Annotated in this window: 18 protein-coding genes; 10 read left to right on the top strand and 8 right to left on the bottom strand. The window is 72.4% G+C overall.

Annotated elements, in window-relative coordinates; genetic code table 11:
• Positions 1–5: 5 nt before the first annotated feature.
• From AS594_RS30670 to lnt, 3 genes are all read right to left on the bottom strand, one after another.
• On the bottom strand, positions 6–803 hold the full coding sequence (locus tag AS594_RS30670; RefSeq protein ID WP_069930053.1) for a 3-hydroxybutyrate dehydrogenase: 798 nt from the start codon (positions 801–803) through the stop codon (positions 6–8).
• Positions 804–858: 55 nt separating this feature from the next.
• Positions 859–1,338: an NUDIX hydrolase gene (locus AS594_RS30665; RefSeq protein WP_069930052.1), complete on the bottom strand. Its 480-nt coding sequence runs from the start codon at positions 1,336–1,338 to the stop codon at positions 859–861.
• Positions 1,339–1,435: 97 nt separating this feature from the next.
• On the bottom strand, positions 1,436–3,061 hold the full coding sequence (gene lnt / locus AS594_RS30660; protein WP_069930051.1) for an apolipoprotein N-acyltransferase: 1,626 nt from the start codon (positions 3,059–3,061) through the stop codon (positions 1,436–1,438).
• A 184-nt stretch (positions 3,062–3,245) separates the two neighbouring features.
• On the opposite strand from lnt, the gene AS594_RS30655 reads away from it, so the two are divergent.
• Positions 3,246–4,340: an O-antigen ligase family protein gene (locus AS594_RS30655; RefSeq protein WP_079148768.1), complete on the top strand. Its 1,095-nt coding sequence runs from the start codon at positions 3,246–3,248 to the stop codon at positions 4,338–4,340.
• A 150-nt stretch (positions 4,341–4,490) separates the two neighbouring features.
• On the opposite strand, the gene AS594_RS30650 is transcribed toward AS594_RS30655, so the two are convergent.
• Positions 4,491–5,051: a hypothetical protein gene (locus tag AS594_RS30650; protein ID WP_069930049.1), complete on the bottom strand. Its 561-nt coding sequence runs from the start codon at positions 5,049–5,051 to the stop codon at positions 4,491–4,493.
• Between the two features lie 62 nt (positions 5,052–5,113).
• Positions 5,114–5,899 carry a glutamate racemase gene (locus AS594_RS30645; protein ID WP_069932069.1) on the bottom strand — a complete coding sequence of 262 codons (786 nt, stop codon included), beginning with the start codon at positions 5,897–5,899 and terminating at the stop codon, positions 5,114–5,116.
• Positions 5,900–5,957: 58 nt separating this feature from the next.
• On the opposite strand from AS594_RS30645, the gene AS594_RS30640 reads away from it, so the two are divergent.
• Positions 5,958–7,151, top strand: a complete 1,194-nt coding sequence (locus AS594_RS30640) for a glycosyltransferase (protein ID WP_069932070.1) — start codon at positions 5,958–5,960, stop codon at positions 7,149–7,151.
• 25 nt (positions 7,152–7,176) lie between these two features.
• Here AS594_RS30640 and AS594_RS30635 read toward each other — a convergent pair whose 3' ends face one another.
• Positions 7,177–8,445 carry a TerD family protein gene (locus AS594_RS30635; protein WP_070343629.1) on the bottom strand — a complete coding sequence of 423 codons (1,269 nt, stop codon included), beginning with the start codon at positions 8,443–8,445 and terminating at the stop codon, positions 7,177–7,179.
• A gap of 277 nt (positions 8,446–8,722) precedes the next feature.
• Between AS594_RS30635 and AS594_RS30630 the strand changes: the two genes are divergently transcribed.
• From AS594_RS30630 to AS594_RS30615, 4 genes are all read left to right on the top strand, one after another.
• Positions 8,723–9,196 (top strand): DUF6643 family protein, encoded by a 474-nt coding sequence (locus AS594_RS30630; protein ID WP_069932071.1) that lies wholly within the window; start codon positions 8,723–8,725, stop codon positions 9,194–9,196.
• A gap of 42 nt (positions 9,197–9,238) precedes the next feature.
• Positions 9,239–10,063 (top strand): MOSC domain-containing protein, encoded by an 825-nt coding sequence (locus AS594_RS30625; protein WP_069932072.1) that lies wholly within the window; start codon positions 9,239–9,241, stop codon positions 10,061–10,063.
• A 92-nt stretch (positions 10,064–10,155) separates the two neighbouring features.
• Positions 10,156–10,761, top strand: coding sequence for an Rv1733c family protein (locus tag AS594_RS30620; protein ID WP_069932073.1), 606 nt, complete (start codon positions 10,156–10,158; stop codon positions 10,759–10,761).
• A gap of 133 nt (positions 10,762–10,894) precedes the next feature.
• Positions 10,895–13,300 carry a right-handed parallel beta-helix repeat-containing protein gene (locus tag AS594_RS30615; RefSeq protein ID WP_069932074.1) on the top strand — a complete coding sequence of 802 codons (2,406 nt, stop codon included), beginning with the start codon at positions 10,895–10,897 and terminating at the stop codon, positions 13,298–13,300.
• Here AS594_RS30615 and AS594_RS30610 read toward each other — a convergent pair.
• Positions 13,270–15,642: an alpha/beta hydrolase family protein gene (locus AS594_RS30610; protein ID WP_069930042.1), complete on the bottom strand. Its 2,373-nt coding sequence runs from the start codon at positions 15,640–15,642 to the stop codon at positions 13,270–13,272. The two genes, AS594_RS30615 and AS594_RS30610, sit on opposite strands and share 31 nt — an antisense overlap.
• Positions 15,643–15,849: 207 nt before the next feature.
• Here AS594_RS30610 and AS594_RS30605 point away from each other — a divergent pair, with 207 nt between their 5' ends.
• Together AS594_RS30605 and AS594_RS30600 are read left to right on the top strand one after the other, a co-directional pair.
• The gene (locus AS594_RS30605; protein ID WP_069930041.1) at positions 15,850–16,734 is read left to right on the top strand and encodes a DeoR/GlpR family DNA-binding transcription regulator; all 885 of its coding nucleotides are present in this window, start codon (positions 15,850–15,852) and stop codon (positions 16,732–16,734) included.
• Positions 16,735–16,817: 83 nt separating this feature from the next.
• Entirely contained in the window at positions 16,818–17,303 is a 486-nt protein-coding gene (locus AS594_RS30600; RefSeq protein WP_069930040.1) for an SRPBCC family protein, read from the top strand.
• A gap of 65 nt (positions 17,304–17,368) precedes the next feature.
• Here AS594_RS30600 and AS594_RS30595 read toward each other — a convergent pair whose 3' ends face one another.
• Positions 17,369–18,505: a PLP-dependent cysteine synthase family protein gene (locus AS594_RS30595; RefSeq protein ID WP_069930039.1), complete on the bottom strand. Its 1,137-nt coding sequence runs from the start codon at positions 18,503–18,505 to the stop codon at positions 17,369–17,371.
• Positions 18,506–18,792: 287 nt separating this feature from the next.
• Here AS594_RS30595 and AS594_RS30590 point away from each other — a divergent pair, with 287 nt between their 5' ends.
• Together AS594_RS30590 and AS594_RS30585 are read left to right on the top strand one after the other, a co-directional pair.
• Positions 18,793–19,137, top strand: a complete 345-nt coding sequence (locus tag AS594_RS30590; RefSeq protein WP_069930038.1) for a hypothetical protein — start codon at positions 18,793–18,795, stop codon at positions 19,135–19,137.
• A gap of 166 nt (positions 19,138–19,303) precedes the next feature.
• Positions 19,304–19,834, top strand: coding sequence for an ATP-binding protein (locus AS594_RS30585; protein ID WP_240509110.1), 531 nt, complete (start codon positions 19,304–19,306; stop codon positions 19,832–19,834).
• Positions 19,835–20,058: the final 224 nt, after the last annotated feature.

The raw sequence follows: 20,058 nt of genomic DNA, 5'->3' as shown, positions 1-20,058 counted from the left end.
ACCAGCTAGTGAGCGGTCCAGCCGCCGTCGAGGGGCAGTGACGTTCCCGTGATGAACGACGCCTGGGGGCCGCACAGGTACGCGACGGCCTCGGCGACCTCCTCGGGTTCGAGGAGGCGCTTGAGCGCGGAGTCCCTGAGGAGCACGTCGACGAGCACACGTTCCTCCGGCAGCCCGTGCGCGGCCGCCTGGTCGGCGATCTGCCGCTCCACGAGGGGGGTGCGCACGTAGCCGGGATTGACGCAGTTCGATGTGACGCCGTGCTCGGCGCCCTCCAGTGCGGCTGTCTTGGAGAGCCCTTCGAGCCCGTGCTTGGCGGCGACGTACGCCGACTTGTACGCGGAGGCGCGCAGCCCGTGCACCGAGGAGATGTTGACGATGCGTCCCCAGCCCTGCCCGTACATGTGCGGAAGCGCTCCACGGATCAGCCGGAACGGCGCTTCGAGCATGACGGTCAGCACGGTGTGGAACACGTCCGGGGGAAACTCCTCGATGGGGCGCACGAGCTGCAACCCGGCGTTGTTCACCAGGATGTCCGTGCCCGCCGCCACCTGCTCCGCCGCGTCGAGGTCGGTGAGGTCGAGGGTCCGCGTCTCCACCGCGCCGGCGAGGTCCTGTGCCTGCCCGGCGAGGGCGTCGAGCCCTTCCGCGTCCCGGTCGACGGCTCTGACCTTGGCTCCCGCCGCCGCGAGCCGCAGCACGCAGGCACGGCCGATGCCGCCCGCCGCTCCGGTGACGAGCGCGGTACGGCCGCCGAGGTCGAGTCCGGCAACGGGCGTGGGATGTGTGGTGGGCGCGGTCATGCCCACGACCCTAGACAGCGCCCCTTCGGGCACCGATGTGGCCGGCGCCCACACTTCACAGCAAGGTGGTGGGCTCGAACCATGTGGGTTCGTCGGTGAGGGCCTGCTTGATGCGCAGGAGAGCGAACTCGTTGAGGGCCGGGAGAGCGTCGACCGAGAACCAGGCGACATCCAGCGACTCGTCGTCGTTGACTCGTGCCTCACCACCGACGGCCCTGCACCGGAAGGTGATGTCCATGTACTGGCACCGGTCGCTGTTCGGGTACTCGACGGGCTTCAGGGCCTGTACGAGAACGACGCGTTCCGGCACGCATTCCACGGCGGTCTCCTCGTACACCTCACGCACGGCGGCCGCCGCCGGCTGCTCCCCGGGCTCCGGGATGCCGCCGATGACGGACCACTTCCCCGTGTCGGTGCGACGGCCGAGCAGCACTCTGCCCGCGTCGTCGAAGACGACGGCGCTGACGCCCGGCAGGAAGAGAAGCTGGTGGCCCGCGGTGGCCCGGAGCTCGCGGATGAAGTCGGGAGTTGCCATGGCCCGACCCTAACGGGCGTTCCGCGGCGCGAAACGCACGGGGAACACGCGGGGAGCGCACACGGAGTCGCCCGGTCTCACACGACCTCGCAGCGGCTCACGCGGACGTTCCCCGGCGCGCCCGTACGCCGCGGAACACAGCCCACCCGAGACCGGCCCCCGCGAGCACCACCAGTACGCCTTCGGGCATCGTGCCGAGGCGCGTTGCGGGAGTCAGCGAGGAGCGCAGCGGCACCTCGGCCACCAGTGCGTCCGGCGTGAACATCTTCGTCTGCTGCACGACCTCGCCGTCCGGCTGGATGACAGCGCTGACTCCACTGGTCACGGGGACGACAACAGCCCGGCTGTGCTCGACGGCCCGCACCCTGGACATCGCGAGCTGCTGGTACGTCATCTCGCTGCGCCCGAAGGTCGCGTTGTTGCTGGGTACGCTGATGAGCTGTGCCCCGCCCGTGACGGTGTCCCGCACCGCCCAGTCGAAGGCCGCCTCGTAGCAGGTGGCGAGCCCCACCTTGGTGCCCGCCAGGTCGAAGACGCCCACCTTGGTGCCCGGCCCGAAGTCCCTGCGTACCCGGTCGACGTCCGAGCTGAAGAGCCGTACGAAGGAACGCATCGGGATGTACTCGCCGAACGGCTGGACGTGACGCTTGTCGTACGTCGCGACCGGGCCGCGCTCCGGGTCCCATTCGATGAGCGTGTTGCGCAGCTTTCCCGTGTCGGGTGTGAGCACCGCTCCGACGACCGTCGGGGCGCCGATCGCGCGAACGGCCCGGTCGATCACCGCGCGGGCGTCGCTGTTGCGGTAGGGGTCGAGGTCGGAGGAGTTCTCCGGCCACAGGACGAAGTCGGGCCGGGGCACCTTGCCGGCCTCGACATCGTCCGCGAGCTCTTCCGTACGTCGTGCGTGGTTGTCCAGCACCGCGCGGCGCTGCTCGTTGAAGTCGAGTCCGAGCCGGGGGACGTTGCCCTGGATCGCGGCGGCCGTCGCGGTGCCGTCCTGGGCGGAGTCGTCGACGAGCGGCAGGGCGGCAAAAGCCGCCGTGACCGGCACGAGGACCGTCAGGGCGGCGATGGCGGCGCCCTTGCGCGGCACTTCGCGGGTGGTGCGGTACGTAAGGAACTGCCGCAGCGCTTCGTAGAGTCCGAAGCCGCACAGCACGACGGCGAACCCCAGGACGGGTGTGCCGCCGACGGCGGCCAGCGGCAGGAAGACGCTGTCGGCCTGACCGAACGCGATCTTGCCCCAGGGGAATCCGCCGAACGGTACGCGCGCCCGGACCGCCTCGCCCAGGATCCACACGGCCGCTCCCCATACCGGCCAGAGCGGCAGCCGGGTCACCAGGGCGATACCGGCGCAGCACACGGCGACGAACAGCGCTTCGGCGGTGGCGAGCGCCAGCCAGGGGACCGGGCCCACCTCCTCACCCGTCCAGCTGAGCAGCGGCAGCAGGAAGCCCAGACCGGCGAGAAGGCCGAGGCCGAACGCGGCCCGCGCGCGGCGCCCGTAGAGGCACCCGGCCAACAGCGCGAAACCGGGCAGCACCAGCCACCACAGCGGGCGGGGCGGGAAACTCGCGTACAGGAGGAGACCGGAGAGAACTCCGGCCGCGGGGGCCACGAGCCGGGTCAGCATTCGTCTCGCGCTTCTCCGTCGAGAGGTGGCATCGGAGTGCGGGGCCAGCTGCTGCGCGGGCTGGTCTATGGCGGTGGGGGTGGCGCTCACCAGGTGAAGTCTACGGTGGCCGGGCGGGCGCGCAGAGGGCGATCCGGCGAACGTCGGAAACAACGTTCCTGCGCAATCCGCACACGCGTCGTCGTCCCTGCCGTTAGCGTGTGCGCCAGTCCCCGGCACCCCGGCCTGTCCGGCCGTGGGTGGGCGGGGCCCGTCTAGTCGGGGGGTCGACGGGATGGCTGCACCGGCCGTGCGGTCCGGCGCGCGCGCACGCGGCGCGGTCACCGATGCCGCAGGGGTGGTGATCCTCGGCGGGTGCGCCGTCTGGTCGCTGGTCGCCGCGGCGGGGCGGGAGGCCAGGCCCGAAGGTGTGCTGCTGGCCGTGCTGGCTGTCGCGGGAGGCTACGCGTGCGGGCGGATCTGCGGCTCGCTGCTGCCGGTCGCCGCCGCCTCGGCAGCGGCGCTCGCCATGGCCGTGGCTCTGCGCCGCCCCGAGGACGGCTTGCCGGGTGACCTGCCGGGTGCGGCCGCCGCCGGACACAGTCTCGGAAGTACGGGCGCCGCCGCGGCGCTGCTGGCGCTGGCCTCGGGGGCGGCCTGCTGTGCGGCGTGGGCGGCCCGGCCCTATCCGCTGCGGATCGCGCTCCGGCTGCTGGCGCTCGGGGTCGCGGTGACGGGACTGGCGCTCGGTTCCGTCGCCGGGTTCGTCGCGGCACTCGGCGTACTGCTGTGTTCGCTCGCGGCGGCACGGATCAACCGCAGGATGGTGGGACTGGCGGGACTCGCGCTGGCGACAGGGCTCGTAGTGGGTGGTTCGTGGGCGATGGCAGAGGACGCGCTGCCGTCCGGCCTCGCGGTGTCGCTCGAAGGGCAGCTGACGGTGAACCGGGTGCTGCTCTGGCAGGACGCCCTCGACCTCGCCAAGGAGCACCCGGCGCGCGGCGCGGGGCCCGACCGGTTCGGCAGGCTCAGCCCCACCGCGCGGCAGACGCCGCACGGCGACGGCAAGCCCCACTCGGCGCCGTTGCAGCTGGCCGCCGAGCAGGGCGTGGTGGGGACGTCGCTGCTGGGCGCGGTCTTCGGCTGGATGCTGTACGGGCTGTGGCGCTCGCCCCGTGACACACCGGTGGTCCTGACCGCGGGGGCGTCGCTCACGGCCCTCGCGGCGCTGGCGGCCGTCGGCAACGCGCTCAGCTTCACGGCGGTGACCGCGGGGGCGGGGGTGCTGGCGGGCCTGGCAACGGCGCGGCGGCTCTCGGACGACGCGAGTGGCGGAACGTTCACTGCGGATGCGGCGGCGGAGGCGGAGGCACCGGCGCGTGGCCGTTGATCCGGGGCGGCCTGCGATCCACTCCGCCCCTCCCGGCCCGTTCCCGCAGCCGAGGTGCAATGAACGCACCACGCAACGGCTGCAGACCGTGCCGGGGCGCCGGCCGTTCGACGCTCCGGCCGTTCGTGGGTGTCGGTGTGGCCGGGCAGGTCAGCTGCCGGTGGTGTTGCCTGTCGCGGCGGCGTGCAGGCGGGCGCGGATGATCCGTACCGCCGTTTCGGCGTCGTCGACCGTGACCGTGAAGATCCGGCCGTCTCCCAGACGCAGGACAACCCCCTCTCCCCTGCGGACGATCACGGCCATCCCTTTCCCGGGCCGCCAGCGATAGCCCCAGCCACCCCACTGCCGTGGCGTGATTTTCGGCGCGAACTCCGCCCGCACCACGTGCGCGAGCAGGATGCGGCGCCGGGGCAGGCCCATGTGTCCGCAGCGGACTTCCATCGCGTCGCTGTCGACCCTGACCGCCACATGGACGAAGGCGAGCGTTCCGAAGAGGATGAGCAGGCCCGCGGCCAGACAGCCCACGACCGACATCACGAGTGGGGCGAGGCCGGAAGTCCAGGTCGAGTCGACGGCCAGTTTGACGCCGAGCGCGAGGCAGCCGGCGCCGACGGCCGCGAGCAGCCACTGTGCGCGGTTGGTCGCGCGTCCGGTCCAGATCACGGGAGGGGGCTCCGCGACACGCCCCTCGGTGTGGGGGTGGTCCTTCATGCGTAGCAGCGTACTCACGTTCCGCGTTCCCGGCAGTGCCGAGCCCGTCCGGCCGGACGCGGTCAGCGGGCGGCGTCGACCGTGTCCAGCAGGCGGCCCTCGGGGTAGGCGAGCGCCGCGGCGGGCAGCGCGGACTCCCGTCCGCTGAGCAGCACGGTGATGCCCGGCGTGGGCGCCGCCGCGGGGGCCGGCTGTGCACCGATACGGCGCAGAGCCTGGGCGGCCACGGCTTCGGCGGAGCCATGGAGCACGACGGGCGGGAGCCCGTGCGGCTGGACGGCGGCGCGGATCCGCTCAACGAGCAGTTCGTAATGGGTGCAGCCCAGGACGACGGCCCTTACATCGCGCGGAGTGAGTGCGGCGGCGGCCGCGATGGCGCGGTCGATGGCTTCCTCGTCGGCGTGCTGCGTCGCGTCGGCGAGGCCGGGGCAGGGGACCTCGGTGACGGCCGCGCCGTCGGCGAAGTCACGGATGAGGCCGCGCTGGTACGGGCTGCCCGTGGTGGCGGGCGTGGCCCAGATGGCGACGGACCCGCCGCCCGCGGCGGCCGGCTTGATCGCGGGCACGGTGCCGATGACCGGGATGCCGGGCTCCAGCTCCGCGCGGAGCGCGGGCAGGGCGTGTACGGACGCGGTGTTGCAGGCCACGATCAGCGCGTCGGGCCGGTGCGCGGCGGCGGCCCGTGCCACGGCCAGCGCACGCTCGGTGACATCGGCCGGCGTACGCGGCCCCCAGGGCATGCCGTCGGGGTCGGAGGAGAGGACCAGGTCGGCGTCGGGCCGCAGTCGGCGCACCGCGGCGGCCGTCGGCAGCAGGCCGATTCCCGAGTCCATGAGCGCGATCTTCACCCGGTCACCATAGTCGACCGCCCCCGCACGCCCTCCGGGGTGGGGCAGACTGCGGCGAATGAGCACTATTGCGTGGATCGCAGCCGTTTCGTTGGCCGCGTGGGTGTGGCTGCTGCTGGGTCAGGGGTTCTTCTGGCGTACGGACCAGCGGCTCCCGCGCCGCGAGGACCCGGGAGTGTGGCCCGATGTATCCGTGGTCGTTCCGGCGCGCGACGAGGCCGAGGTCGTTCCCCTCAGCCTGCCGACGCTCCTCGCCCAGGACTATCCGGGGCGCGCGGAGATCATCCTGGTCGACGACGGCAGTGGGGACGGTACGGGCGACCTGGCCCGAGAGCTGTCCGGGCGGTACGGCGGACTGCCTCTGACGGTGGTCTCACCGGGCGATCCGGAGCCGGGCTGGACCGGGAAGCTCTGGGCTTTGCGGCACGGGATCGCACTGGCCCGTGCCCGGGGACAGGAGCGCGCGCAGGGTGAACCGGAGTACCTGCTCCTCACCGACGCCGACATCGCGCACGCGCCCGGGAGCCTGCGGGAACTGGTCGCCGCCGCCCGTACGAACAGTCTCGACCTGGTCTCACAGATGGCGCGGCTGCGCGTCGTCAGCATGTGGGAGCGGTTGATCGTTCCCGCGTTCGTGTATTTCTTCGCTCAGCTCTATCCGTTCCGGTGGGTCAACAGGGCGAGCGCCCGCACCACGGCGGCCGCCGGCGGCTGTGTGCTGCTGCGGACGGAGGCAGCGGCACGCGCGCGCGTGCCCGACTCGATCCGGCAGGCGGTGATCGACGATGTGTCACTCGCCGGGGCGGTGCGGCGCAGTGGCGGCCGGATCTGGCTGGGGCTGGCGGAAGGGGTGGACAGTGTGCGCCCGTATCCGCGGCTCGGAAATCTGTGGCGGATGGTCTCGCGCAGCGCGTACGCCCAGCTGCGGCACAGTCCGCCACTGCTCGCGGGAACGGTCGCGGGGCTCGCGCTGGTGTATCTCGCGCCCCCGCTCACGCTCTGCGCCGGTGTGCTGTCGGTTGACGCGGTGGCGGCATGGGCGGGCGGCCTGGCATGGGCGGTAATGACCGGTACGTACCTTCCTGTGCTGCGCTACTACAGGCAGCCCCTGTGGCTCGCCCCGCTGCTGCCGCTCACGGCTGTCCTCTATCTGCTGATGACCGTCGATTCCGCTGTGCAGCACTACCGGGGGCGGGGTGCGGCCTGGAAGGGGCGTACGTACGCCCGTCCCGAAGCCGCACCCGAGAGCTGAGCGGGCCACCGTACGGTCGCTGCCGTCATTTCCTGCCTGGCGACCAGTTCATGCCCCACCCGTAGGTGCGGTCGATGGTGCGCTGCGGGCTGACACCGCGCTCCGGTACGAGATAGCGCGCTTCGCGGCGCACGGTCAGATCGCCACCCTCGTTGGTGATGAGGGCGAGCGCCGCGACGGTGGACGGCACGGTGCACTCGTCGAGGGAGAAGTCGATGGGCGCCCCGTTCTGCGGCGTGAGCGTGACCGTGGCGTGCAGGTCGGCGAAGGAGCGGGCTCCCTCGTAGACGGCGACGAAGATGACCACGCGGCGGAGTTCGTCCTTGTGGTCGAGGTTGATGGTCAGGTTCTCGCCGGTACTCACCGATCCGGTGCGGTCGTCTCCGTCGAGGTGGATGTACGGCGGCTGCTGCAACGAGCCGAAGGCGTTGCCGAGCGCCTGGACGACCCCCTTGCGGCCGTCGGCGAGTTCGTACAGGGCGCACAGGTCGAGGTCGAGGTCGCCGTGCATGGCGACCGCCCTGCCGAGCTTGGCGGCCCAGCCCTTGAACTGCTTGCGCACCTCCCAGTTGAGGTTCACGCGCATCATGCCCGTGGTGCCGCCCCGCTTGGTGAGGGAGACGGACGGCGCTTCCTTGGTGAGCGTGATCTTGCTGAGGCTCACGGGAGCGGAGGCCGCGACCGGCGCGGAGGCCGCGGCCGGTGCCGGTGTCGCGGAAGGGGCCGGTGTCGCGGCCGGTGCCGGTGTCGCGGCCGGGGCGGGCGCCTGCTGCGGAGGCTCGTCGACGCTGATGCCGAAGTCCCTGGCCAGCCCCTCGAGTCCGCTGTCGTATCCCTGTCCCACGGCACGGAACTTCCAGGCCCCCTGTCGCCGGTAGAGCTCACCGAGGACGAAGGCCGTTTCGACGCTCGCGTCCTCGCTGTCGAAGCGCGCGATCTCCGAACCGTCCGAGGCGTCGAGCACCCGGACGTAAAGGCCCGGGACCCGGCCGAAGTTACCGCCGTCGGCCGAGGCCGCCACCACCACGGTCTCGACGGCCGGCTCCACCCGTGCGAGGTCGACGAGGAGGGTGTCCGTCACGCCGTCCCCGGCGGGCGTCTTGCCGTCGTGCCGTACGGCGCCGGACGTGTCGGCGGGCTGGTTGTAGAAGACGAAGTCCGCGTCCGAGCGGACCTTTCCCGACACCAGCAGGAGGGCCGAGGCGTCGACGTCCGGCACACCGGCACCTGAACGCCATCCCAATTCGACGCGCACCGCCTGCGCCGGCACCGGCACATTGGTTCCTTTAAGCATGGACATGATCGCCCCCATCGCGTATGCGGATGTCCGAGGATTGCGTACGGCCAACCTATTCCCCCGCGTTCTCCGGACGCCCCGGCGAGGGTCTCAAGATCACCCGGCGACCCCGGGTAACCCATGGCCAGCGCGCTCTTTACACGATCACAACGCCGCGCGGCGACCGTTTTTCCCAAGTTCGCTCGGATTAGGGATCCGCCGTCACTCGCAACTCGTAAAACAACCCTCTTATCGGGCTCCCCAACCAGAACATCTTCCGCTTAACTTGGGTGCCATGACCTCCCCCCGCGCCACCTACGGCGGCGGTTACTACTCCGCCCCGTCCTTCCCGGACACTCCGATCTACGACTCCCTCGTCGCAGAGCGGGGCACGCCCCAGATCGCTCCCATCCGGGTGCCCGCCGCGTACGACACCGGAAACAGCTATCTGCCGGCCCTCCCGGCGGCGCTTCCCGCGCTTCCCGCGGCGCCTTCCTACTACGCCCCCTCCCCGTCATACGGCTACCCGCAGCAGGCCGCGCCGCAGCCCGCGCCGCTCCAGCACGCGCCCGCGCCGTACATCCCGCAACAGGCCGCGGGCCCGCGCGGATACCCGGGTCCTCAGCAGTACCAGCAGTACCAGCAGCAACAGCCCCGCCAGGCCGCCACGGGCTACGAGGCCATGCGTCCCGCGACTCCGCGCCCGGTGCCCGCGGCGACGCCGTACGACGACCCGTACAACCACCAGTACCAGGGCCGGGGGTACTGACCGGGCGTACGACTGTCCGACCCGGCTGGCAGGATTGACCGCATGCCGAACTCACTCCTCCACGCGGTCCATGTCTATCCGGTCAAGTCGGTGGCGGGGTGCGCGCCGGACGAGGTGAGGGTCGAGCCGTGGGGGCCGGCCGGGGACCGCAGATGGATGCTGGTCGACCCGGTCGGCAAGGTGGTCACGCAGCGCCCCCAGCCGAGTCTCGCGCTCGCGCGTGCCGAGCCCCTGCCCGACGGCGGGATACGGCTGTCCGCGCCCGGATGCGAGCCGCTGACCGTGGCCGTGCCGGAGCCGGTGGGCACCGCGGGTGTGCAGCTCTGGAGGGACAAGGTCGAAGCGGTCGAGGCGGATGCGGGGGCACACGCCTGGTTCAGCGCGTACCTGGGCACCGACGTGCGGCTCGTCCATCTCGACGACCCGGCGCGCCGGCGTCCGGTGCCGTCCTCGTACGCGAAGCCCGGTGAGACCGTGAGCTTCGCCGACGGCTACCCGCTCCTGGTGACCACGCTCTCCTCCCTCGACGCCCTCAACTCCCTCATCGCGCAGGGGGACCACGCCGACGAGGGCCCGCTCCCGATGAGCCGTTTCCGGCCGAACCTCGTTCTGGACGGAACCGCTCCCTGGGCGGAGGACGACTGGCGGCGGGTCGCGGTGGGCGACGTCATCTTCCGGGTCACCGAGCCCTGTGCCCGCTGTGTCGTCACCACCACCGACCAGCGGACGGCCGAGCGCGGCAAGGAGCCGCTGCGCACGCTCGCCAGGCACCGCCGCTCCGGCGACAAGCTGCTCTTCGGGCAGAATCTCGTGCCGGAGGGGACCGGGACCGTTCGTGTCGGCGATTCGGTGAGAATCCTCGAATAGGACTCCCGGCCGTGGGAACGCGCCGGGACGGCCTGCCCGTTGAAACAGGCGGGCACGGACGCCGGCGCGGACGTGGAAGGGGGTGCGGGACGGTGCGGACGGCGGTCGCGGTGTGGCGCCGGCGGCACAGCCCCCTGTGCCGCAAGACCGACCTGGCCGAGGTCTGGGTGACCTTCGCCGCCCTGCTGCTGATCGCCCTCGCCGCCCCGGCCGCCGGGTGGCTCTGCGGCACAGTCACCCACGACGCGCTGCGCGAGTCGGTGCGCGTCCGGCACGAGCAGCTCCACCGGGCGACGGCGACCGTCGTCCGGGCCGTGCCCGAGCCCGTCGTGATCACCGACCCGGAGATCGCCTCGGAGCGCGGGACGCGCACCCGGGTCGTGGCCGAATGGACGGCGTACGACGGCGGGCGGCACACCGGGACGGTAACGACCGGCCGGCAGGTCGCACGGCCCGGCGACCGCTTCCGGGTGTGGACGGACGAACAGGGCCGGGTCGTCGACCGCCCCCTGGACGACGCCACAGCCTCCACCCACGCCGCCATCGCGGGTGTCGGCGCGGCGGCGGGTGCGGCGGCGCTCATCGACGGCGGCAGGCGCCTGGTCGTATGGCGGCTCGTGCGGCGTCGGTACGCCCGGCTCGACCAGGCGTGGGCCAAAGCCGGCCCCGACTGGGGACGTACGGGCGCGGGCAGCTGAGCGGCTGCCGGGAGGGCGGCCCGCGGGCGGGCGCCCGGCACTGCTGACCGGTCAACTCCTCTCCCCCGCGCGCGCTACGGTGGAGCGGCCAGTTCGCAGTCACGTCGGCACAAGGTGGGGGCACAGCAACGCCATGGCACAGGGCACGGTCCAGGTGACGCACACCGGCACGTCGCGGTGGCGGCGCCGCACAGGCGAATACGCCTCCCTCGCCGCAGCCCTGGAGGCCGCGGGGGACGGTGACGTGCTCACCGTCGCCCCTGGTACGTACCGGGAGAATCTCGTCGTCGAACGCGCCGTGACGCTGCGCGGTCCCGAGGGAACCGTCGGCTCGGTACGGATTGCTCCCGTGGACGGTGTGGCGCTCACCGTGCGCGCCTCCGCCGTCGTCCAGGACCTCTACATCGAGGGGCAGGACACGGCTTCCCCGGCCCTGCTCGTCGAGGACGGTACCCCCGAGCTGACCGATCTGCGCATCGTGACGCGCTCCGCCGTCGGCATAGAGGTGCGCGGCGCGGCCCGGCCGACCGTGCGCCGATGCACCGTCGACAACCCGGCGGGCGTCGGCATCGGCGTATTGGAGGGGGCGGGCGGGGTGTTCGAGGAGTGCGAGGTGGTCGCGGCCGGCCAGTCGGGCGTCTCGGTGCGCGGCGGCGCGCACCCCCGGCTGGACCGCTGCCGTGTCCACCACACCTCTGGGGCGGGCCTGTCCGTGACCGGCGAGGGCAGCGGCCTGGAGGCCGTCGGCTGCGAGGTGTACGAGGTGAAGGGCTCCGGTGTGCAGGTCGCCGCCCGGGCCTCCGCCCACCTCACCGACTGCACGGTGCACCGCACTTCCGCCGACGGTGTCACCCTCGACACCGACGCCGTGCTCACACTCTCCGACTGCGACATCCACGACATCCCGGAGAACGCGATCGACCTGCGCTCGCGCGCGGTCCTCACGCTCACCCGTTCCACGGTGCGCCGCTTCGGCCGCAACGGTCTGTCCGTGTGGGACCCCGGCACGCGCGTGGACGCGAACCAGTGCGAGATCCACGACAGTACGGGCGACTATCCGGCCGTCTGGATCAGCGACGGCGCCACCGCCGTGCTGGAGGGCTGCCGGGTGCACGACGTGCCGGACGCGCTCTTCGTCCTCGACCGCGGATCGCGCGCCGACGTCGTCGACAGCGACCTGTCCCAGGTGCGCAACACGGCGGTGTCCGTGAGCGACGGCGCGACGGCGCAGCTCGACGACTGCCGGATCCGTGAGGCGTCGACCGGCGCGTGGTTCCGCGACCACGGCAGCGGCGGCACCCTCTCCGGCTGCACCATCGACGGGGCGCAGACCGGTGTCATCGTCACCAAGGGCGCGGACCCGCGGATAGAACGCTGCACCGTCACGTCGCCCGCCGAGGCGGGCTTCTACGTCTCCGCCGAGGGCCGCGGCACCTTCCACGGCTGCCGGGTGACGGGGAGCAGCGGGTACGGCTTCCACGTGATCGACGGCTGCCGTACGACGCTGACCCGCTGCCGCACCGAGCGGTGCGCGCGCGGCGGTTACGAGTTCGCCGAGGACGGGCCGCTCGTCGAGGACTGCACCAGCGACGAGAGCGGCGTACGCGCCCCCGCCCCCGAGGCACCCGCCGTGCTGACCGCGACCCAGACCACCGGACTCCTCGGGGCGGTGCCCGGGCAGCGCCCCGCAGAGCCCGCAGCGGCCCCTGCGGCGGCCCCGGAGCCGGTCCGTACGTCCAAGGCCGTGCTGGGCGAACTGGACGCCCTGGTGGGCCTGGAGAGCGTCAAGCGGGAGGTGCGCGCCCTCACCGACATGATCGAGATCGGCCGCCGCCGTCAGGAGGCCGGCCTCAAGGCCGCCTCGGTCCGCAGGCACCTCGTCTTCACGGGCTCCCCCGGCACCGGCAAGACGACGGTCGCGCGGCTGTACGGCGAGATCCTGGCCTCCCTCGGTGTGCTGGAGCGCGGCCATCTGGTCGAGGTGTCCCGGGTGGACCTGGTGGGCGAGCACATCGGCTCGACGGCCATCCGTACGCAGGAGGCGTTCGACCGGGCGCGCGGTGGTGTGCTGTTCATCGACGAGGCGTACGCGCTGTCCCCGGAGGACTCGGGGCGCGACTTCGGCAAGGAAGCCATCGACACGCTGGTGAAGCTGATGGAGGACCACCGGGAAGCCGTCGTCGTCATCGTCGCCGGGTACACGGCGGAGATGCAGCGCTTCCTGAACGTCAACCCCGGGGTCGCCTCGCGCTTCTCGCGCACGATCACGTTCTCCGACTACGCCCCGGAAGAGCTGTTGCGGATCGTGGAGCAGCAGGCCGAGGAGCACGAGTACCGGCTGGGTACGGGAACGGCGGAAGCCCTTCTGAAGTACTTCACGGCGCTGCCCAAGGGACCCGCGTTCGGCAACGGCCGCACCGCGCGCCAGACCTTCGAGTCCATGGTGGAGCGGCACGCGGGACGTGTCGCCCAGTTCACCGAGATGAACACGGACGACCTGACCCTCCTCTACCCCGAGGACCTGCCCGAACTCCCCTGACCGAGCGGGGTGTCGGGTCGCTGGCGGGGCACCGCGCACGGCGGCAGCCGGTCGAGCAGCGCGGTCCGTTCCCGGCCGAACGCGGGATCCGCCTGGTAGTCGGAATGACCGAGCACGGGAGCGGGCAACGGCTGTTCCCTGGTACGTCCGTAAGCGAGCGGGTCCTTGAGCGCGTCCCGGTCCACATCGGGCCCCTGTCCGCCGCCCTTCACGCGAACGGGTCCGCCTATGGGGTCGGTACGGCGCCACAGATTGCGCCAGCAGTGCACCTCGTGGCTCAGGGCTTCCAGACAGGCCGTTCCGAAGAACGCCGGGAACCAGCGCCCGTACAGCCGCTCGAGGGGCGATCCGTACGTGAGCAGAGCGACCCGCCGTCTGGTGCGCGGCGGCAGCTGCCAGACCGCGGCCGCCGCGAGCACACTGCCCTGGGAGTGGCCGGAGATGACGAGCCGCCCGCCGGTGTGGTCGGTCCAGCTGGCCATCCGCCACGTCAGGTCGGGAACGGCGCGCTCGGCGTAGCAGGGCGGCGCGAAGGGGTGGGCGGCGCGCGGCCAGAAGGTGCCGACGTCCCAGAGGATGCCGATGGTGCGGCGGGCCGCGGCGTCGCGGTAGGCCCGCCGGCCCCACGTGACGAACAGTATGAAGCCGAAGCCGATCAGCCAGGATCCGAGTGCCTGCGCCGCCTGCGCCGCCGACGCGACGAAGTCGGGGCCGCCCGCCGCGGCCCTGCCCGGCACCTTCCCGGTCACCCAGGCACCGAGGAGCGCGGCGGCGCCGAGCAGCAGGGTGGCGGCCGACGTGACGCCGAGGATCGCCGGGGCCCGGTCGGTGAGCGCGGCCATGGCGCGGATACGGGCGATGCGGCGGGTACGTACCAGGTCGGGCTCGGCGTCCGGGTACTCCGCCTCGATGTCACCGGCCATCGCCCGCCGGGCGCGCCAGGTGCGTACGGCGAGGAAGGCACCCAGCGCCAGCAGGACGACGAGCAGGGGCGGAATGGCCGAAGCCTGCCAGGTGAGCAGGACCGGGGGCCCCGCGATGGTGGCGCCGGGCTCCCCCGGTGTCCCCGCGCCGTCGAGCCAGTCGGCGACGCGCTGGGCGACGCCGCCGCTCATCACGCCGCCCAGCGCGCAGGCGAGCATGGCGGTGGCGGGGCCCCCGAGTCCGCGCATCGCCGTACGCGCGTCGGGCACCCGGCGGTACATCGTGAGCGCGACGGCGGCGAGCGCGACGACCAGCCCGCCCTGTGCGAGCACGATGATGCCGAAGGTACGGTCGCCGGGGAGCCGGCCGTCGGAGACCCAGCCGGGGCGGGACCAGGCCGCGTACAGCACCGTCAGGGCCAGCAGCGCGAGCGCGGAGCCCGGCAGCAGGGTGGTGACGGCCCGGTCGAGCTTCACGTCGAGGCGGCTTTCGCTGCGGCCCCTGCGGCAGACCACCCACACGACCAGGACGGCGCCGGCGAGCAGGGCCAGTTCGAGCAGCCGGCCGGCCGCTTCCAGGAACGGCCCGGAGGCTCGGCGGTCGTGGCGCGCGGCCGCAGTGGCGAGGGCGGCGGCGACGGTGAGGAACCCGGCGGCGGTGTGGGCGGCGCGCAGCCGGGCGACGAGGCGGCGACCGTACCAGAAGCCCGGCATCCCGAGGGCGGGGCGCGCGGTCGGCTCGTCGGGGTCGGGCTCGGCGCCGGCGGGCAGGGGGCGCTGGGACTCGTACGCGCTCCAGGTGCGGTTGGACAAGTACCAGAGCAGGCCGGTCAGGGCGGCGGGCACGACGGCGGCCACGGCGAGGCGCCGGCCCGGCTGCGCCCACCAGCCGTCCTGCGCGGTGGACAGGAAACCGAGCCACGACTTGTCGCCGGAGCAGCGGGAGGAGCCCGCGCACTGCCAGGCCGTGAGGTCGAGGGCGACCTCGCAGGCCGCGGCGATCAGCAGGACGGTGAGGCTGAGGGCGAGGAGCCGCACCAGTACGCCGTACGTGCGCACGGTCTTGGTGAGGCCGCGGGTGGTGGGCTGCATCCAGTGGGCGAGGTTGGCGACCATGAAGGGCAGCAGGAGCAGCCACAGGGCGCGGGAGCCATTGCCGGAGGTGAGGTTGCACCAGACGTACGCCTCGGGGACCGGCCGGCCGGGGGGACGGTCGGCGCCCGGCTCCCCGGAGCGGTCCGTGCCCGCGTCCTCGGCGTCCTCGCTGCGGCGGTAGACGGCGGCGGTCTCGTCACCGGTGATCCGGACCGTACGGGGGTCGTCGAGCATCTCCTGGGGGGTGGTGCCACCGACCCCGTGGACCAGCAGTTCGAGCGCTGCTCCGCCGTCGTCGTCGCGAGGCGGTGTGACAGGAGGCACTTCTGTGGCTCGCTCTCGTGGTGGGAGGATCAGCGGGACCGTCTCGCGCGCACGGCGCGGCCGCTCAAGGATCCCGGATCATGGGCGGCCGTGGCACGGCACTCGCCGAATCTCACGGAATCTCCCCGGGGGGACGTCCGCCGGGCACCCGTGCGAGGATGAGCCGCCCCCATGCCTGTACCACGGAACGAAGGGACCGGACCGCCCGTGACCGACAGTCAGAACCTGCTCGCGGAGCAGCGTCGTGCCTTGATCCTCGACGAGGTCAGGCGGCGCGGCGGTGTCCGGGTCCAAGAGCTGACCAGGAAGCTCAACGTCTCCGACATGACGGTCCGCCGGGACCTGGACGCCCTGGCACGGCAGGGTGTCGTGGAGAAGGTGCACGGCGGCGCCGTTCCGGTCGAGGCCAGCACCCACGAACCGGGCTTCGAGGCCAAGTCGGGGCTCGAACTGAGCGCCAAGGAGGACATCGCGCGGGCGGCCGCCGCGATGGCGGTGCCGGGCAGCGCGATCGCGCTGTCGGGCGGTACGACGACGTACGCGCTCGCCCAGCACCTGCTGGAGGTGCCGGACCTGACGGTGGTGACCAACTCGGTACGGGTCGCCGACGTGTTCCACACCGCGCAGCGCGCGGGCGGGGGGAAGGGTCCGCGTCCGGGAGCGGCCACGGTGGTGCTCACCGGTGGCGTGCGTACACCGTCGGACTCGCTGGTGGGACCGGTCGCCGACCAGGCGATCCGTACGCTCCACTTCGACGTGCTGTTCCTCGGCGTGCACGGGATCTCGGTCGAGGCCGGGCTCTCGACACCGAACCTGGCGGAGGCGGAGACCAACCGGCGGCTGGTGCGGTCGGCGCGGCGGGTCGTCGTGGTCGCGGACCACACCAAGTGGGGCACGGTGGGACTGAGTTCCTTCGCGACGCTGGAGGAGGTCGACACCCTCGTGACGGACGGCGGACTGTCCGCCGCGGCGCGCGAGGAGATGGCCGAGCATCTGCCGGGCCTGGTGGTCGCGGGCGAGTCCCGGGAGCACGCGCAGGCCGGTTCTCATGGTCATGCCCATGCCCAAGAATCGGACTCGGCAGACATCTGACGGCCCGCCGGTTACCGTGTGCGGGCTCGGCCGGGCCGAAGGGCCCCTTCCGCTCCGACCCGACCCGCTGGAGGCAAGGTCCCATGGCACGCCGACTCCGCCCCGTGGAACTCGACTTCGTCGAGACCGCTCCGACGCGCCTGGTATTCGCCGCCGAGGTGTCGGCGCCGCCCGAAGCCGTCTACCGGGCGCTGGCCGAGGACCTCACCGGCTGGCCCGCCTGGTTCGGCGCGGTGACGATGTGCCGGCCCACCGACGGTGGCGCCGGGCGCGAGGTGCGTCTCAAGGGCGGCACCCGCTTCCGCGAAACGGTCCTAACGGCGGAGCCCCACGCCCGGTACGCCTACCGCGTCGACGTGACCAACGCCCCCGGCGTACGCGCCCTGCTGGAGGAGTGGCTGCTCGCTCCGGCCGCCGCCGGCCCGGGGACACGCGTCCAGTGGACGTTCGCGGCGGCAGGACCGGCGCCGCTGAGGCTGGCGCTGCGTCTGGGCCGGCCGGGTCTGGGACGGGCGTTTCGCGACGCGGTACGTGGCCTCGACCGACGGCTGGCCTCATCGCCGGCGTGAGCGGGACCGGCGAGCGCCCGGGTCCCGCGCACGCCGACGGCGATCAGGCGACGGGGAGCAGGCGCTCAGCAGGGCCATTCGCCGGTCGCCAGGAACTGGTCGATCGCCGCGCTGTACGGAGCGATGTCCAGGCCCTGTCCGGCGAGCCAGGCGTCCGAGTAGTACTTGTCGAGGTAGCGGTCGCCCGAGTCGCAGAGCAGCGTGACGACGCTGCCCTTCTGCCCCTCCGCGACCATTTCCCCGATGATCCTCAGCGCGCTCCACAGCCCCGTGCCGGTGGAACCGCCCGCCTTGCGGCCGATGGCCCGGTCGAGCGCCCGTACGGCTGCCACACTGGCCGCGTCCGGCACCTTCATCATCCGGTCGACGGCGCCGGGTACGAAGCTCGGCTCCATACGCGGCCTGCCGATGCCCTCGATGCGCGACCCGCAGTCGCTCGTGGCGAACGGGTCGTTCCGGGTCCAGCCGTCGAAGAAACAGGAGTTCTCCGGGTCGGGTACGCAGATCCGCGTGTCGTGCTGCATGTAATGGACGTAGCGTGCGATGGTCGCCGACGTACCGCCCGTACCGGCGGTGGCGACGATCCAGGCCGGTTCCGGGTACCTCTCCAGGCGCAGCTGCTGGTAGACGGATTCGGCGATGTTGTTGTTGCCCCGCCAGTCGGTGGCGCGTTCCGCGTAGGTGAACTGGTCCATGTAGTGGCCGCCGGTCCTGGCGGCGAGGGCGGCCGACTCCTCGTACATCTTCCGGGAGTCGTCGACGAAGTGGCACTGTCCGCCGTGGAACTGGATCAGCCGGACCTTCTCGGGGCTGGTGGTGCGCGGCATGACCGCGATGAACGGCACGCCGATCAGCTTCGCGAAGTACGCCTCCGAAACGGCGGTCGAGCCGCTGGACGCCTCGATGACGGGCTTTCCGGGCCTGATCCAGCCGTTGCACAGGCCGTAGAGGAACAGCGAACGGGCGAGCCGGTGCTTGAGGCTTCCGGTCGGGTGGGTCGACTCGTCCTTCAGGTACAGGTCGATCTCCCACTCGTCGGGCAGCGGGAAGCGCAGCAGGTGCGTGTCCGCGGAGCGGTTGGCGTCCGCCTGGACCTTGCGGACGGCCTCTTTCAGCCAAGCCCGGTACTCCGGGTCGCTGCGGTCCACGTCGATCGTCGCCGCGGCGGTGCTGCCGGTACCTGCCTGGTCGGTGGTGCTCATGCGGGCCACTCCTCGTCTTAACACCCCCGGCGCGGCTGGCGCCGCCCCGGGAACTCCGGTCCCCAGCAGCCACTTTAAGCCTCTCACCTGCACAAACGTTGACTTTGGGCATCCATAGGGATCGCTTGTGGGACGGCAGCGGTACGGCGTCGTACCCAGGTACGGCGCTGCGCCGTCTCTCGCCGGCCGATCGCCGAGGGGCTCTGGTGCGTGGGCCCGCCCTTGTGCAGACTGCGCACGAGGACACCTGCGCGAAGAGGACTCCTGCGCGAAGGGGGCGAAGTGGAATGGCGGAGCCCGAATTCACCGCCACGGGCGTACGGATAGGGCGCTGGCCCCGCTCACTGACCAAGGCCGGCCAGGTCCTGGTCCAGGACGGCCGGCTGGTCCTGCTGACGAGCAACGGGCGGGAGATCGACAGCGCGCCGCTGGGCGCGGTGACCGCGGCCAGGCCCTGGTTCGCCGGGGACGACAGCACCGTGGCGACGGTCAACGGCACCCGGTACCGGCTCACCATGGGGCAGGGCGGGCAGGCCAAGGAGGGTGAACAACTCGCCGGGCGGTTCCTGGAAACGGTGCGCGCCGCGCATGACGCGTACGGCCTTCCGGGCGTACAGGACTCGCGGGACTGATGCCATGCGAGTTGCGCGGCCCCGGCGCCTGGGTGACCCTGGTCTCACATCACTCAGGGTGCAACGGCGGTGACGCTGCGAACCAGCCCCGCCGGACCAAACAGCAGGCAGCCACTGCTGGATCCGTTCTCCGTCTTCTTCCGGACCTATTCGGGGAGTCGCAGCCGTGATCAGCGAGCCAAGCAGGCACTGCACGGTGGAGCTCCAGGCCCTGCCGTCGCGGATCGGTCAGGTCCGCAGAATCATCTCGGCGCAATTGCGCTACTGGCACATGGATCCCTTGATAGACCCGGCGGCGCTCGGCGTCACCGAACTGCTGACCAACGTCCACCGGCACGCAGAGCCGGACAAGATGTGCACCGTGAAGATCGAGCTGCTGCTCGACCGACTGACGGTGTCCGTCCACGACCACGATCCGCGTCTGCCCACCGTCCGTGCGGCCGGCGCGTCCGAGACGAGCGGGCGCGGTCTCGCTCTCATCGAGGCGGTCAGCGAGAGCTGGGGTGTACGCCCACAGGGCGACGCCGGGAAGGTCGTGTGGTTCACGCTGCCCACGCCGGCTCCCGCCGTGACACTGCCGCCGTACCCCGTGTACGGAGCGACGACCGACGGACCGTTCTCGCACACGGAGGCCGGTCAGGAGGCCGTCCCGGCGACGCACGCGCCGGTCGCCGTCAGGTCGGCCGTAGTGGGCTGACCGGCGGTGGCCTCCGCCACCGGGGCCCGGTGCCCGCGGCGCCAGCCGCGGGCACCGGGCCCTGCCCATGTGGCGGACCCTGCCCATGTGGCGGTGGCATGCCCCTCTGGCGGTGGCGCGTGCAGCACGTCCCGGCGCTGCTCCGTGGCGGTGGCTCGCGCTGCACGTCCGGGCGCGTCGTACGGCGGGACGGGCCCCCGACCGCGGGCTTCACCGGAACGGGC

The sequence above is a fragment of the Streptomyces agglomeratus genome, assembly GCF_001746415.1.
Taxonomy (GTDB): domain Bacteria; phylum Actinomycetota; class Actinomycetes; order Streptomycetales; family Streptomycetaceae; genus Streptomyces; species Streptomyces agglomeratus.
Note: the sequence above shows the minus strand (reverse complement) of the source record. Positions and strands in the feature narration are given on the sequence as shown.

Coding starts and splice junctions, on each gene's coding strand:
- AS594_RS30590 (WP_069930038.1), top strand. CDS start 18,793: ATGGCGGAGCCCGAATTCACCGCCACGGGCGTACGGATAGGGCGCTGG.
- AS594_RS30650 (WP_069930049.1), bottom strand. CDS start 5,051: ATGAAGGACCACCCCCACACCGAGGGGCGTGTCGCGGAGCCCCCTCCC.
- AS594_RS30600 (WP_069930040.1), top strand. CDS start 16,818: ATGGCACGCCGACTCCGCCCCGTGGAACTCGACTTCGTCGAGACCGCT.
- AS594_RS30655 (WP_079148768.1), top strand. CDS start 3,246: ATGGCTGCACCGGCCGTGCGGTCCGGCGCGCGCGCACGCGGCGCGGTC.
- AS594_RS30640 (WP_069932070.1), top strand. CDS start 5,958: ATGAGCACTATTGCGTGGATCGCAGCCGTTTCGTTGGCCGCGTGGGTG.
- AS594_RS30625 (WP_069932072.1), top strand. CDS start 9,239: ATGCCGAACTCACTCCTCCACGCGGTCCATGTCTATCCGGTCAAGTCG.
- AS594_RS30665 (WP_069930052.1), bottom strand. CDS start 1,338: ATGGCAACTCCCGACTTCATCCGCGAGCTCCGGGCCACCGCGGGCCAC.
- AS594_RS30630 (WP_069932071.1), top strand. CDS start 8,723: ATGACCTCCCCCCGCGCCACCTACGGCGGCGGTTACTACTCCGCCCCG.
- AS594_RS30615 (WP_069932074.1), top strand. CDS start 10,895: ATGGCACAGGGCACGGTCCAGGTGACGCACACCGGCACGTCGCGGTGG.
- AS594_RS30595 (WP_069930039.1), bottom strand. CDS start 18,505: ATGAGCACCACCGACCAGGCAGGTACCGGCAGCACCGCCGCGGCGACG.
- AS594_RS30635 (WP_070343629.1), bottom strand. CDS start 8,445: ATGCTTAAAGGAACCAATGTGCCGGTGCCGGCGCAGGCGGTGCGCGTC.
- AS594_RS30670 (WP_069930053.1), bottom strand. CDS start 803: ATGACCGCGCCCACCACACATCCCACGCCCGTTGCCGGACTCGACCTC.